We start from the raw sequence: 14,194 nt of genomic DNA on the forward strand, positions 1-14,194 counted from the left end.
CCATTCTTGTACAGCTGTGCCATTCCGAGCTTAAAACCCGGTACCCAGCTGGAACTGGAAGTGTTGAGCTTTATCGACGACAGTTGTACCGTTGATAACTGCTGTTTTAGCATTCAAAGGCTGGCCCCAGCTCAACTTCAACGGTCCAATCGGCGACACCCAGCTCAAACCGATACCTGTTGAGTAACGCAAATCCTTGAACGACATCGGCGCCTTGTCAGCAAATACCTGGCCGCCGTCCAGGAAAGTAAACCAGCGCAAAGTGCGATCATTGCCGGAACCGGGGAACGGGAACTGGAACTCCAGATTGCCAAATATACGCTTCGCACCGCCCAGAGAATCGCCGTACTGGTCGACCTTGGTACCCAGTGTCGAGGCTTCATAACCACGCACGGTACCAATCCCACCGGCATAATAATTTTTGAACACCGGATAAGGTTTGCCACCAATTCCTGCACCATAATCGACTTCACCATTCAACGCCAGCGTCACAGCCTCACCGAACAAAGGCTGGAAATACTGGTGCTGATAACTTGCCCGGTAGTAGCGCAAGGTGCCGACCGCAGACACTTCAAGATTAGCACGTTGATAACGACCTTTGGTCGGAACGAGTGCACTATCGCGGCTATCCCGCTGCCAAGCTGCCGTCAGCGGAAAACTCGTGGTACCTGCGGAGCTGGGCGTTGTCAGGAAACCGGTTGTAGGGTCAAGGACACCATTGCCGAAGTCATGGACATATTGCTGGTAAAGGCTTGGGCTAAGACCATCCGCATACACCTTGGTATTTTCAACACCGACACCGAAGAAAATCGTATCCAGTTCCGAGAACGGCACACCAAACTTGATATCGCTACCGACGGTACGAACCTTGTAGGTACCCTGGGTGTAAACAGACGGGCTCACTGTGCGCAAGTACAGATCATAGGTGCGGCTGACGCCGTCATCGGTGAAGTACGGATTGGTCTGCGACAACGCAATGGTCCGATTGGTGTGACTAGTGTTTACTTCGAGACCAATCGTATTGCCACTCCCGAATGCATTCTGCTGTTGAATCGAACCGGTCAGGCTGACTTTGTCGGCTTGCGAGAAACCGGCACCCAACATAATGTTACCAGTCGGCTTTTCAGTCACTGTCATGTTGACATCAACCTGGTCTGTCGTGCCTGGCACTTCAGGGGTTTCGATACCAACGTCCTTGAAATAACCCAGACGATCGACACGGTCGCGCGACAACTTGATGTTGGAACCGTCGTACCAGGAATCTTCGAATTGGCGGAACTCGCGGCGCACAACTTCGTCACGGGTCTTGGTATTCCCAGCAACATTGATATGGCGCACGTAGACGCGTTTACCCGGATCGACCAAAATCGTGAACGCCACTTCCTTCTTATCGCGATCGAGTATGGGATTGGCATTGACGTTGGCAAACGCATAGCCGAAATTACCTAGTCGCTCAGAAATCTTCTTGGTGGTTTCCTTCAGCTGCTGACCGGAGAACACTTCGCCTTTTTTCAGTTGAACCAAGGATTTCAGTTCTTCGTCGCGGCCAAACATTTCACCTTCCAGCTTGACGTCGGAGACCGTGAATTTATCGCCTTCGTTGATATTTAACGTAACGTAAATATCTTTCTTGTCTGGCGTAATGGATACCTGGCTGGACTCGATCTGCATTTCGATATAACCGTTGTTCAGATAGTACGAGCGCAACGTTTCGATATCGCCAGCCAACTTCTCTTTGGAGTATTGATCCGCCTTGGTGTACCAGGTGAACCAGCCTGGTGGACGCAGCTTCAGCTGATCGCGCAGCTTCTTGTCTGAAAACACCTTGTTGCCAACGAAGTTGATTTGCTTGATGCGGGAAACATCACCTTCATCTACCGCAAAGTTGATGTTGACGCGATTCCGCTCAACCGGCGTTACCGTAGTCGTGACCTTCATGCCATACAAGCCACGTGACAGATACTGACGCTTCAGTTCCTGTTCAGCGCGATCTACCAATGCCTTATCGTAAATGCGGGATTCGCCAACACCGATTTCCTTGAGCGCTTTGGTCAATTGATCTTTATCGAACTCTTTGGTTCCGGAAAACGCGACGCCGGCGATTGCAGGCCGCTCTTCGACCATGATCACCAATACATCGCCGTCGGTCTCGACCCGGACGTCCTTGAAGAAACCGGTAGCGTACAGCGCCTTGATGGAAGCAATCGCCTTTTCATCATCAAAGGTTTCGCCGACCTTTACCGGCAAATAGTTGAAAACGGTACCCGCTTCGGTCCGTTGAATACCTTCGACCCGAATATCCTTGACCACAAAAGGCTGCACTGCCATGGCCTGACCTGAGCACAAGGCGAAGGCGGCGACAGCGATCAAACGACGGGGAAGAATCGACAAAGGGAAATGCTGGGAATGTAATTTCATTAGCGATCGTTTGTTATCAATGTCCTTGTCGACTACGATTGTCGGACAAGAAGAAAAACCTTGGGGCGGACTTTGCTACTAAAAAAGAAAGCAATAACAAAGGACAGCACTAAAATAGGAGTCGAACGATGTCGTTAAACATAGCGACCACCATCAACATCACCAAGATACCTATGCCTGCGCGTTGGGCAATTTCCCCAAACCGCTCAGGAATGGGGCGTCCGGTCAAAACTTCCACCGAATAATACAGCAAAAGACCCCCATCTAAAACTGGGATGGGAAGCAAATTCATAACGCCCAAACTGATACTGATAAACGCAATAAAACTGAGATAGCTAATCGCACCGACCCGTGCGGTCTGACCGGCGTAGTCTGCAATCGTAATCGGGCCGGTGATATTTTTCCAGGAAACCTGTCCAATCAGCATTTTCCCCAGCATTTTTAGTGTCAGAACGCTGCTATCCCAGGTTTTTTGCGCACCTTTGACGAGTGCTTCCAACGGTGGGCTGCTGGCAACGATCATCTCTGGCGCCAAAGGCACCTCAACCTTGATCAGACCGAATGTCTCGCCCTTGGCTTCCTGACGCTCCGGCGTGACTTCGAGCAGAAAATTTTTCCCTGCCCGCACGCCGGCGATACGCAATTTTTGATCCGGCGATGCCCTAACCTTCTCGACCAACGCCAGGCCATCGACAACAGCAACGCCGTTGACGCTGGTAATTAAGTCGCCATCCCGCAAACCGGCCCTCATGGCCGGACCATCCGGCATTACCTTGCCCAACACGGCTTTTGGTCGCGCTAATGAAATACCCAACTTGCCTAAAAAATCGCCCTCCAGATCCTTGGTGCTAACGCTGTCCAGCGGCAAGCTAATGGTGTCCAGCAGGTTACTGCCGGACGGACCGGAGTCAGGGCGCTGCACGTCCAGCTTTACGCTCCCCTTTTCCAAAGCCGCCTGCATCAGTTTCCAGCGCAAATCCGACCAGATCTGGACCGGCTCGCCATTCACCGCGGTCACCAGTTCGCCACCGCGCAAACCTGCCTGATAAGCCACCGATTGCTCGGCGACGGCACGCAATTTAGGTGTGGGTTCAGGTATCCCGTAGATGTACAAGCCAGCAAATAACAAAATCGCAAGAATGAAATTCGCCAATGGGCCGGCGACAACTATGGCGATTCGGCGCCACACGGACTGGCGCGTAAACTCACGCTTCAGATCGGCTGGAGACATGTTGCTGACATCCTGCTCGCGCGCATCCAGCATTTTTACATAGCCGCCCAGCGGCAAAATGGAAATCGCCCATTCAGTCTGGTCCGACCCGAAACGGTGCGAAAAAATGATCTTTCCCATACCGACGGAAAAACGCAAGACCTTGACGCCGCACAGGCGCGCAACCGAGTAATGGCCAAGTTCGTGGATGATCACGAGCGAGCCAAGCGCAACGACAAAAGCCAATATTGTTTGTAGGAATTCCATCAGGACATAAACGAGCGAACCGCCAGACGAGCAAGCCGATCCTGCTCAAGCAGTGAGTTGATATCGGTCACCGCGCACAACGGCAACTTGTCCATGGTACGAGCAATCAATTGGTCTATCATGCGGAATCCGATTTTCCCCTCTAGAAACGCTTCGACTGCAACTTCGTTCGCTGCGTTCAATACCGTCGCCGCAGAGCCGCCGGCCAACAGTGCATCATACGCGAGTTTCAAGCAGGGAAAGCGATTCAGGTCGGGCTTGGCAAACTCCAGTTGACCGACGATAGTCAGGTCGAGCGGAGCGACACCGGATGCAATACGCTCCGGATAAGCCAACGCATACGCAATCGGCGTGCGCATATCAGGATTGCCCAGTTGCGCCAAAACGGAACCGTCAACATACGACACCATTGAATGAATCACGCTTTGAGGATGAATCACCACTTCAATTTGACTTGCCGGCGTGCCAAATAACCAATGCGCCTCGATAACTTCCAGGCCCTTGTTCATCATGGTGGCCGAGTCGACTGAAATCTTGCGCCCCATCACCCAGTTCGGATGGGCAACCGCCTCCGCCGGCGTGACTGCATCAAGCGAAGCAACTGCCCGCTGTAAAAATGGCCCGCCAGATGCAGTCAACAGAATTTTGACGATGCCCACGGTTGCCGGATCACGCTGATATCCATGCGGCAAGCACTGAAAAATCGCATTATGCTCACTATCGATCGGTAACAGCGTCGCACCACTGCTGCGCACGGCATCGATGAACAACTGGCCAGATATGACCAGCGCTTCCTTGTTCGCCAACAGGATTTTTTTACCGGTATGCGCTGCCGCCAGCGAGGGCGCCAAGCCTGCAGCACCGACAATCGCCGCCATAACCGTATCGCAGGATGCCGCACTGGCAACCTCACACAAGGCGCGCTCGCCATAGGCAACCTGGGTTTTCAGACCTCTGGCCAGCAGCAGGCGCGACAATTGGGCTGCGGAATCTGCGCTGCCCACCACGGCAACCTGCGGCCGGAATTGCTCACACTGCTCGGCCAATAGCTGAATCCGGCTATGCGCCGTCAATGCGTATACGGAATAGCGTTCAGGGTGACGTGCCAGCACATCAAGCGTCGATACGCCTATCGAACCGGTAGAACCGAGTATCGTAATATTTTGCATGAACAACCTTAAAACCGGAAACCCAGCAGCGCCACCAACGGCAACACCGGAATCAGGGCGTCGATGCGATCCAGCACGCCGCCATGGCCCGGCAATAATTGGCTACTGTCCTTGATGCCGGCACGGCGCTTCAACAGCGACTCAAACAAGTCGCCGATCACACTCGCCGCCACCAATACCGTCATGACGCCGAGCAGGCCAGGCCAGCCCCAAACGGCAAACAGCTGCACCGGAAAGGTATCCGCCAATGGCAGCGCCGCAGGGGTCACGCAAATGACACTGGCGATCATCAATACCAGCAGCCAGCCGCCGATCGCACCTTCCCAGGATTTACCGGGGGAAATCGACGGCGCCAATTTACGCGAACCAAAAGCCTTACCGCAAAAATAAGCGCCAATATCCGCAGTCCAGACGATAGCCATCACTGACAACAAGTACAGCGGGGAATGCAGGAATAGTCCCAGGATAGCGAGAAAACAACCAAAAATCGAGATTGCGTAAGTGATACCGACAATGCGGCTACCGATGCTATCCAGCGGCGGCAAGCCAAGCGCCAGTGACGGCGTAAAACGTAGACACCAGAGCGCTACGCAGAGCAAAAACAACAAGCGGATATTCGCGCCACCGTCCCTGGCTATTACCAGTATGAATAAGGCCAGCGCGGCGAGCGCACAAGCCAGCGCACGGTTGCCGGCAGCACCGAAGACGCGCGCGCATTCCCAGATGGCAGCGGCAAAAAATAGCGCGGTAACAACAGCAAATGCGGGGAAATAATTAAAATAAAGAATCGGCAACAACACTGCCAGCAATAACAACGCCGTGATGACACGCGTTTTTAACATCAGGACGCCTTTTTTTGTTCTACCAACTGCTCACTGGTGCGTCCAAAACGGCGCTCACGTTGCTGGTAAGAAGCGATCGCCTTATCCAGTTCGGCGGCATTAAAATCGGGCCAGTAGGTATCGGTAAAATAGAGTTCGCTATACGCCAGTTGCCATAGCAAGAAATTGGAAATCCGCTGCTCGCCGCCGGTGCGAATAAATAGATCAGGCTCCGGCGCATAGGCCATGGCCAGATGCTGCGCAAGTTGATCTTCTGTAAACGCCTGACCATTTTCAGCGCCACCTGCAGCCAGCATTTTCTGGACCGCCTGCATCACATCCCAGCGACCGCCGTAATTGGCGCAAACGGTGACCGTCAAATTCGTATTGTTGATGGTTTTACGCTCGGCATTGGCGATCATTGCCTGTAACTTGGCATCGAAACGACTGAGGTCGCCGACCACTTTGAGGCGAATGCCATTGCTGTGCATTTTGCCGACTTCACGCTCAAGCGCAGTGACAAAAAGACGCATCAACAATGACACTTCCTCTTCCGGGCGACGCCAGTTTTCAGAGCTGAATGCGAACAGAGTGAGGTATTTGACCCCGCGCTTGGCACAAGCCTCGACGATGCCACGCACGGCCTCAACGCCTTTGCCGTGACCGGCAAAACGAGGGAGAAAACGGCGCGTCGCCCAGCGGCCGTTGCCATCCATAATGATGGCAATGTGGCGGGGCACTGCCGCGCCGGGCGGCACCGATAGCGTCGAACTTGAATGACTCATGAAAAATGAAATAAGAAAATTATTGTTCAGAACCTGCTGCATGGTGCGGAGACGTCCATCAGGCTCTCAGACAGCAAGCAACACTTTATACCGTCAGAATTTCTTTTTCTTTATCCACTACCTGCTTGTCGACGTCTGCGACGGCCTTGTCGGTCAGCTTCTGAATATCATCCTGCGCACGACGTTCATCGTCTTCAGAACACTCTTTATCCTTGACAAGCTTTTTCAAGCCTTCATTGGCATCACGACGAATATTCCGAATAGCAATTTTTGCATCTTCAGCTTCGCTTTTTACCAGCTTGACCATTTCCTTGCGGCGCTCTTCGGTCAGCGGCGGAGTCGGGACGCGTATTATTTCGCCTTGAGTGGATGGATTCAGGCCCAGATCGGCTTCGCGAATGGCTTTTTCGACCACGGCGATCATTTTCTTTTCGAACGGCTGGACACCGATGGTACGCGCATCGATCAACGTCACATTGGCAACCTGGCTCAATGCGGTTGGGCTACCGTAATACTCGACCTGGACGTGATCCAGGATGCCGGTATGGGCACGGCCGGTACGCACTTTGGCGAGGTCGGCACGTAAAGTTTCCAGCGACTTCTGCATTCTAAGATCGGTATTCTTTTTAACGTCAGCAACGCTCATGCTGCTCTCCTATTCTTAAACTTTAATCTTGTGAAACAATCTTTTTTAACACTGCCCAATATCTTACCGCGCCCCCGACTTTACTCTTCGTATCAGCAGTGATCGCAGCAGATATTCAGCAGGTTCAAGTTCCAGCGGAATGGAAACACTTACCTATCAAACTTCTCTTATCAGACTTAGACGTGCACCAAAGTACCTTCGTCTTCGCCCATGATCACGCGCCGCAGCGCGCCCGGCTTGACTATCGAAAACACCTTGATGGGCAACTTCTGATCGCGGCACAAGGCGAATGCCGTGGCATCCATCACTTGCAAATGCTTGGCAATCGCTTCGTCAAATGTGATCGTTGTATACCGTGTTGCGGTCGGATCCTTTTGCGGGTCAGCGCTGTACACGCCATCAACCTTGGTCGCCTTAAGCACAATTTCGGCACCGATTTCGGAGCCACGCAACGCTGCTGCAGTATCTGTTGTAAAAAATGGATTACCTGTACCCGCTGCAAAAATCACGACTTTATCTTCTTCCAGGTACTGCAGTGCCTTTGGCCGTACATACGGCTCAACAACCTGCTCGATGCTGATCGCCGACATCACGCGTGCAGTCAATCCTGCCTGACGCATGGCATCAGCCAACGCCAGCGAGTTCATCACTGTGGCCAACATCCCCATGTAATCGGCGGTCGCGCGATCCATGCCCTGCGCGCCCGGCGCCACGCCACGAAAAATATTCCCGCCGCCGATCACTATTGCCAACTCGACACCTAGTTTAGCAATTTCGGCAACGTCTGCGACCATGCGATCGATAGTCACTCGATTGATACCATAGGCATCATCGCCCATCAGGGCTTCACCGGAGAGCTTAAGGAGAACACGCTTATATGCTGGTTTGGTCATGGTCTGGGTCCTTTGTTCTATCCGATTAACAATTAATTATTACGTATTTTTATTATTCCGCTCGCCGGATTACGGTGCCATTTTCAAGGAAAACTGCATTGAAATCCACGACCAGCATTTACTGCAAACTTCAGGATTTATCCCAAGGCTGCTAGTCGGGTCTGTGTTGCACCCAACAAGTCATTCAAGGCACCTCTTAGTCCGCGCCTGCATCAAAAAATTCCATGCAGTCAAAAAAACGGGCCTTGCGGCCCGCTCTTTCTTGTTACTTAGCCTTGCTTGGCAGCAGCAACTGTTGCCGCAACCTCTGCAGCAAAGTCATCCACTTTCTTCTCGATGCCTTCACCAACCACAAACATCACGAACGACTTGACGCTGGCATTTGCCTCTTTCAGCATTTGCTCGACGGTTTGCTTGTCGTTTTTGACGAAAGACTGATTCAACAGAGAAACTTCCTTCAGGAATTTCTGTACCGAACCTTCAATCATCTTCGCTGCGATATCCGCAGGCTTGCCGGATTCAGCTGCCTTCAGCGTTGCAACCGAGCGCTCTTTTTCGATCAGGTCGGCAGGCACTTGATCCGACGACAGCGATACCGGCTTCATTGCGGCGATGTGCATGGCGACATCTTTACCAACCTGGTCGTTCGCGCCATCAAACTCAACGATCACGCCGATGCTTGTGCCGTGCAGGTAAGAAGCCAGCTTGACGCTGGTTTCAAAACGCTGGAAGCGACGAATCGACATGTTCTCACCGATGCGGCCGATCAACTCTGCGCGCTTGGATTCGACAGTCCCGCCATTCAAAGGCAATGCCGACAATGCAGCTACATCAGCTGGATTGTTTTCGGCCACCAGTTTGGCGCAAGCATTTGCCAAAGCGATGAACTCGTCATTCTTGGTAACGAAGTCGGTTTCGCAATTGACCTCAATCAGCGCACCAACGCCACCGGCGATATAGGCCGCAACGACACCTTCCGCTGTAATGCGGGAAGCTGCCTTGGATGCTTTACCGCCCAATTTAACACGCAGAATTTCTTCTGCCTTGACCATATCGCCATCCGCCTCAGTCAGCGCTCTTTTGCATTCCATCATAGGCGCATCAGTCTTTGCGCGCAGTTCGCCTACCAGTGCCGCAGTAATTACTGCCATTTCATTCTCCTAGATCAATCGGTGCAAGTCTGGCGCTTTCGCCATGAAGCCGCTTAAGGCGACCTCTGAGCCATCAAGGCGCTACAGCAAACCGGCACCCACACCATCAGTCAAAAAATATTCGGGTTAGACAAAAAAAGGGGCAACCGCTGCCCCCTTTTTTTATTTTTGAAGTGCACTACACCTCAGACTAAGGACTTAAGCCTGATCGTTAACCTCAACGAATTCATCACCAGCACCGCCCTTGATCGACTCAACGACGTCGTTGACGGCGTTAGCACGGCCTTCAAGAATTGCATCAGCAACACCACGCGCATACAAAGCGATCGCTTTGGACGAGTCATCGTTACCAGGAATGACGTAAGTTACGCCTTCCGGTGAGTGGTTGGTATCAACCACGCCGATAACCGGGATACCCAGTTTTGCTGCTTCAGTGATCGCGCCTTTGTGGTAACCGACGTCGATGACAAAGATTGCATCGGGAATGCCGCCCATATCCTTGATGCCGCCGATAGCTTTTTGCAGCTTGATCATTTCGCGCTGGAACATCAGGCCTTCTTTTTTGCTCAGCTTTTCAACTGAGCCGTCAGCGATCGAAGCTTCCATTTCTTTCAGGCGCTTGATCGAAGTCTTGATGGTCTTGAAGTTAGTCAGCATGCCACCCAACCAACGTTGATCAACGAATGGCGAACCTGCACGTGCCGCTTCAGCAGCGATGATTTCGCGCGCTTGACGCTTGGTGCCGACAAACAGGATGTTGCCGCGATTGGATGACAATTGGCGGATATACTTCATCGCCTCTTGGTACATGCCAAGGGTTTTTTCCAGGTTGACGATATGAATCTTGTTGCGATGACCGAAGATGTACGGTGCCATCTTTGGGTTCCAGAAACGAGTTTGGTGACCGAAGTGGACACCGGCTTCCAGCATTTCAAGCATTGTTACGGACATAATTTTCTCCAGGGTTGGGTCTGGAATCTGCTCAGTCACCAGACTTGTATTGACAAGAAAGGCACCCTTTTCGAGCGGATTCGCGATTTAAAACAACGAGTTACAACAAAATACCAAACTGCACAAAGCGCAGCGTCGCCCGAATACCAATTCAAGCTAACCCGGGATTCTACCTTAAAACAGGGCAATCTTTCAAGTCCCACAGAACCTATCCTACAGCGAAGCTTGCCTAGCTCGTCTATAATCGAGCCTTGACTAGCTTGCCGCCGAATTCCAACCTGATCCAGGCTGTTTTTTGAGCGTTTTTGAGCGTCTGCCGACATTATTTCGCAATTTTCTACCAAGTTTACTCACCTATGACCTCTATTTCCATCAAAACCGCCGAAGATATCGCCGGCATGCGCATTGCCGGCAGACTCGCATCGGAAGTGCTCGATTTCATCACGCCTCATGTCAAAGTCGGCGTCACCACCGGTGAACTCGATCGCCTTTGCCATGAATACATGGTGAATGTGCAGGGCACCATTCCTGCACCGCTGAATTATTGCCCGCCAGGCTACACGCCGTACCCGAAGGCTATCTGCACCTCGGTGAATGACGTTATCTGTCACGGCATTCCAGGCGACAAGGTTCTGAAAAACGGCGACGTCGTGAATCTTGACATCACCGTCATCAAGGATGGCTACCATGGCGATACCAGCCGCATGTTTTATGCCGGCGAACCCTCCATCATGGCCAAACGGCTTGGCGACATCACTTATGAATGCATGTGGCTGGGGATTGCCAAGATCAAGCCGGGCGCACATTTGGGCGATATTGGCTACGTCATTCAACAACACGCAGAGAAAGCCGGCTACAGCGTCGTGCGCGAATTTTGCGGACATGGGATCGGCAAGGTGTTCCACGAAGAGCCGCAAGTCCTGCACTATGGTCGCCCCGGCACGCTGGAAAGGTTAGAGGCAGGCATGATTTTTACCGTCGAGCCGATGATCAATGCCGGACGGCGCGACATTCGCGAAATGGGTGACGGCTGGACCATCCGCACCAAAGACCGCAGCCTGTCGGCACAGTGGGAACATACGGTATTGGTAACGGAAACCGGTTACGAAGTACTGACAACATCGGCGGGCACGCCACCTCCGCCCGCATTCATTTTGCAAACCGTCGCAGCGTAATCCTTCACTCTGGAAGGCAAGCCGCAAGCTCCTTGTAGCTTGCCCTCTGAGTGCATGAATTTTTTGCAACAAATCTGCAAACCAAGCAATAATTCCGGCAATCCTCCCTCACTTCCGCATCAACTGCGCAGCTATGCCGACACTTGCCAAAATCCTAAAAAGCCAACTCAGAACCGAGCGCCAGTCAATCATCGCTGCATTTTTGGCCAATGGTAAGCCGGAGCCGCTCCTCACGCACTTGCGACAAAGCGTTGACAGCGCCTTGACGCAAGCGTGGAAGGTGTTGCAGTTGCCCGCCTCCGCCGCGCTGGTTGCGGTAGGCGGTTACGGGCGTGGCGAACTGTTCCCGTACTCGGATGTTGACTTGCTGATTTTGCTGGGCACCGCACCTGACGCCGATTTAAAAAACAAACTGGAGCAATTGGTACAACTGTTCTGGGATATCGGTCTCGAAATTGGTCACAGCATCCGTACCATAGATGAATGCATGTCCGAGGCGGCAGCGGATATCACCGTCAAGACCAGCTTGCTGGAAGCGCGCCTGGTCACGGGCGACAAGCACCTCTTCAGCGAACTGCAGGAACGCTATAACGCGGCGATGGATCCGCGTGCCTTTTTCCAGGCGAAAAAGCTGGAAATGCGCCAGCGTCATGTCAAGTTTGAAGATACGGCCTACAGTCTGGAACCAAATTGCAAGGAAAGCCCGGGCGGGCTACGGGATTTGCAAGTCATTTTATGGGTGGCGAAAGCCGCCGGCCTGGGCGACTCCTGGAGCAAGCTGGCCAAACGCGGCTTGATTACCACCACCGAAGCGCGTCAGCTGACGCAAAAAGAACGCGCCTTCAAAGATATTCGCATACGCTTGCACATCCACACCAACCGGCGCGAAGATCGCCTGGTGTTCGATGTCCAGACGCCAATCGCTGAAACACTGGGCTTCAAGACGACCGAAACCCGGCGCGCCAGCGAATACCTGATGCAACGCTACTACTGGGCCGCCAAGGCGGTGACGCAGCTGAATCTGGTGCTGCTGCAGAACATTGAAGTGCAACTGTTCCCGCAACCGATAGTGCCGCAGCCTATCAACGCACGTTTCAACCAGATCAACGGCCTGATTGATATCGTCGCCGATGACCAATTCGAGAACACGCCGTCGACCATGCTGGAGTTGTTTTTGCTGATCGCGCAGCATACCGAAATCAAGGATATGACCGTGCGTACGCGGCGTGCGCTATGGCATGCGCGCTTCAAAATCGACTCCGCCTTCCGTCGCAATCCTTACAATCGCGCGCTATTCCTGCAGATTATTCAAGCGCCGCAAGGGATTACCCATGTCCTGCGGGCCATGAATCAGACCAGCATCCTGGGCCGCTATCTGCCCAACTTCCGGCGCATTGTCGGCCAGATGCAGCATGACCTCTTTCATGTCTACACCGTCGACCAGCACATCCTGATGGTCGTCCGCAACGTGCGCCGTTTCACGTTGAGCGAGCACGCCCACGAGTATCCGTTCTGCAGCCAGCTGATCTCGAATTTTTCGCGCGCCTGGATACTGTATATCGCCGCCCTGTTCCACGACATCGCCAAGGGCCGCGGCGGCGATCACTCGCAACTGGGCATGACCGATGCCAGGCAGTTTTGCCAGCAGCACGGCTTGTCGGAGGAAGATACCGAGCTGGTGGTATTTCTGGTCCAACAGCATTTGACGATGTCGCATGTCGCGCAAAAGCAGGACATGTCAGACCCTGATGTGATTCTGCAGTTCGCCAATACGGTCAAGGACGAACGCCATCTGACGGCGCTGTATTTGCTGACCGTCGCCGACATTCGCGGCACCAGCCCGAAGGTATGGAATGCCTGGAAAGGCAAGTTGCTGGAAGACTTGTATCGCATCACGCTGCGTGTGTTAGGCGGAGAAACGCCATCGACCGACCGCGAATTGAAGAACACCCAGGAAGACGCGCTGAGGACATTGCGCTTGTACGGCTTGCCGAACGATGCGCACGAGCAGTTGTGGAAGCAGCTGGACGTCGCCTACTTTCTGCGCCACGATGCCGCCGACATAGCCTGGCAGACGCGCTCCTTCTATACACTGGTCGACAGCCCGAAACCGATAGTCAAAGCCAGGCTCGCGCCGATCGGCGAAGGCTTGCAAGTCGCGGTCTACACCAGGGACGAAGCCGATCTTTTCGCACGCATCTGCTGCTACTTCGACAGCAAGAATTTCAGCATTCTGGATGCCAAGATTCATACGACAAAGCATGGTTACGCACTCGATACCTTTGTGTTGAGTGCACCGTTGTTCGCCAAGCATTACCGCGACATCATCAACCTGATCGAGCACGAACTCACAGCGCAGCTGCAAGCGCGCGGTCCGCTGCCGGCACCGTCCAAGGGGCGCTTGTCACGCCTGTCGCGCACTTTCCCGGTCACGCCGACGGTAGACTTGCGGCCGGACGATCGCGGCCAGTATTATTTGCTGGCAATTACAGCCAATGACCGTACCGGCCTGCTGTACTCAGTCGCCAATGTGCTGGCCAAATACAAGATCAATTTACACACTGCCAAGATCATGACCCTGGGCGAGCGGGTCGAAGACGTATTCCTGGTCGATGGCAACGCACTCAACCATAGCCGTAGCCAGCTGCAACTCGAAACCGATCTGCTCGATGCACTCCATATTTAAATTACGCCCTCGACATTTTTTA

11 protein-coding genes are annotated in these 14,194 nt (G+C 53.2%); 2 read left to right on the forward strand and 9 right to left on the reverse strand.

What is annotated here, in order from left to right:
• Positions 1-30: 30 nt before the first annotated feature.
• The 9 genes from bamA to rpsB form a co-directional block, all read right to left on the reverse strand.
• Complete coding sequence (bamA, locus tag AC3CHX_RS20225; RefSeq protein WP_488629802.1) at positions 31-2,418, reverse strand: outer membrane protein assembly factor BamA; 2,388 nt, start codon at positions 2,416-2,418, stop codon at positions 31-33.
• A gap of 109 nt (positions 2,419-2,527) precedes the next feature.
• The gene (gene rseP, locus AC3CHX_RS20230) at positions 2,528-3,895 is read right to left on the reverse strand and encodes an RIP metalloprotease RseP (protein WP_488629803.1); all 1,368 of its coding nucleotides are present in this window, start codon (positions 3,893-3,895) and stop codon (positions 2,528-2,530) included.
• Entirely contained in the window at positions 3,895-5,064 is a 1,170-nt protein-coding gene (gene ispC / locus AC3CHX_RS20235) for a 1-deoxy-D-xylulose-5-phosphate reductoisomerase (protein WP_488629804.1), read from the reverse strand. The genes rseP and ispC overlap by 1 nt, the downstream gene beginning before the upstream one ends.
• A gap of 8 nt (positions 5,065-5,072) precedes the next feature.
• On the reverse strand, positions 5,073-5,906 hold the full coding sequence (locus AC3CHX_RS20240) for a phosphatidate cytidylyltransferase (RefSeq protein WP_488629805.1): 834 nt from the start codon (positions 5,904-5,906) through the stop codon (positions 5,073-5,075).
• On the reverse strand, positions 5,906-6,670 hold the full coding sequence (gene uppS / locus AC3CHX_RS20245; protein WP_488629806.1) for a polyprenyl diphosphate synthase: 765 nt from the start codon (positions 6,668-6,670) through the stop codon (positions 5,906-5,908). Before uppS ends, AC3CHX_RS20240 begins: the two co-directional genes overlap by 1 nt.
• A gap of 85 nt (positions 6,671-6,755) precedes the next feature.
• A complete protein-coding gene (gene frr / locus AC3CHX_RS20250; RefSeq protein ID WP_488629807.1) occupies positions 6,756-7,316 on the reverse strand; it encodes a ribosome recycling factor in 561 nt (186 codons plus the stop codon).
• A gap of 176 nt (positions 7,317-7,492) precedes the next feature.
• Positions 7,493-8,209 carry a UMP kinase gene (pyrH, locus tag AC3CHX_RS20255; RefSeq protein WP_488629808.1) on the reverse strand — a complete coding sequence of 239 codons (717 nt, stop codon included), beginning with the start codon at positions 8,207-8,209 and terminating at the stop codon, positions 7,493-7,495.
• Between the two features lie 269 nt (positions 8,210-8,478).
• Positions 8,479-9,360, reverse strand: a complete 882-nt coding sequence (tsf, locus tag AC3CHX_RS20260) for a translation elongation factor Ts (RefSeq protein WP_488629809.1) — start codon at positions 9,358-9,360, stop codon at positions 8,479-8,481.
• A gap of 198 nt (positions 9,361-9,558) precedes the next feature.
• Positions 9,559-10,311 carry a 30S ribosomal protein S2 gene (gene rpsB, locus AC3CHX_RS20265; RefSeq protein ID WP_488644879.1) on the reverse strand — a complete coding sequence of 251 codons (753 nt, stop codon included), beginning with the start codon at positions 10,309-10,311 and terminating at the stop codon, positions 9,559-9,561.
• A gap of 332 nt (positions 10,312-10,643) precedes the next feature.
• On the opposite strand from rpsB, the gene map reads away from it, so the two are divergent.
• Both map and AC3CHX_RS20275 read left to right on the forward strand, forming a co-directional pair.
• Positions 10,644-11,486: a type I methionyl aminopeptidase gene (gene map / locus AC3CHX_RS20270; RefSeq protein ID WP_488644880.1), complete on the forward strand. Its 843-nt coding sequence runs from the start codon at positions 10,644-10,646 to the stop codon at positions 11,484-11,486.
• Between the two features lie 133 nt (positions 11,487-11,619).
• Positions 11,620-14,172, forward strand: a complete 2,553-nt coding sequence (locus AC3CHX_RS20275) for a [protein-PII] uridylyltransferase (RefSeq protein ID WP_488629810.1) — start codon at positions 11,620-11,622, stop codon at positions 14,170-14,172.
• The last annotated feature ends 22 nt before the right edge of the window (positions 14,173-14,194 follow it).

This window comes from Glaciimonas sp. OK215, from assembly GCF_057787885.1.

Excerpts from the sequence above, each read along its gene's own strand:
- bamA (WP_488629802.1), bottom strand. The coding sequence starts at position 2,418 with ATGAAATTACATTCCCAGCATTTCCCTTTGTCGATTCTTCCCCGTCGT.
- rseP (WP_488629803.1), bottom strand. The coding sequence starts at position 3,895 with ATGGAATTCCTACAAACAATATTGGCTTTTGTCGTTGCGCTTGGCTCG.
- ispC (WP_488629804.1), bottom strand. The coding sequence starts at position 5,064 with ATGCAAAATATTACGATACTCGGTTCTACCGGTTCGATAGGCGTATCG.
- AC3CHX_RS20240 (WP_488629805.1), bottom strand. The coding sequence starts at position 5,906 with ATGTTAAAAACGCGTGTCATCACGGCGTTGTTATTGCTGGCAGTGTTG.
- uppS (WP_488629806.1), bottom strand. The coding sequence starts at position 6,670 with ATGAGTCATTCAAGTTCGACGCTATCGGTGCCGCCCGGCGCGGCAGTG.
- frr (WP_488629807.1), bottom strand. The coding sequence starts at position 7,316 with ATGAGCGTTGCTGACGTTAAAAAGAATACCGATCTTAGAATGCAGAAG.
- pyrH (WP_488629808.1), bottom strand. The coding sequence starts at position 8,209 with ATGACCAAACCAGCATATAAGCGTGTTCTCCTTAAGCTCTCCGGTGAA.
- tsf (WP_488629809.1), bottom strand. The coding sequence starts at position 9,360 with ATGGCAGTAATTACTGCGGCACTGGTAGGCGAACTGCGCGCAAAGACT.
- rpsB (WP_488644879.1), bottom strand. The coding sequence starts at position 10,311 with ATGTCCGTAACAATGCTTGAAATGCTGGAAGCCGGTGTCCACTTCGGT.
- AC3CHX_RS20275 (WP_488629810.1), top strand. The coding sequence starts at position 11,620 with ATGCCGACACTTGCCAAAATCCTAAAAAGCCAACTCAGAACCGAGCGC.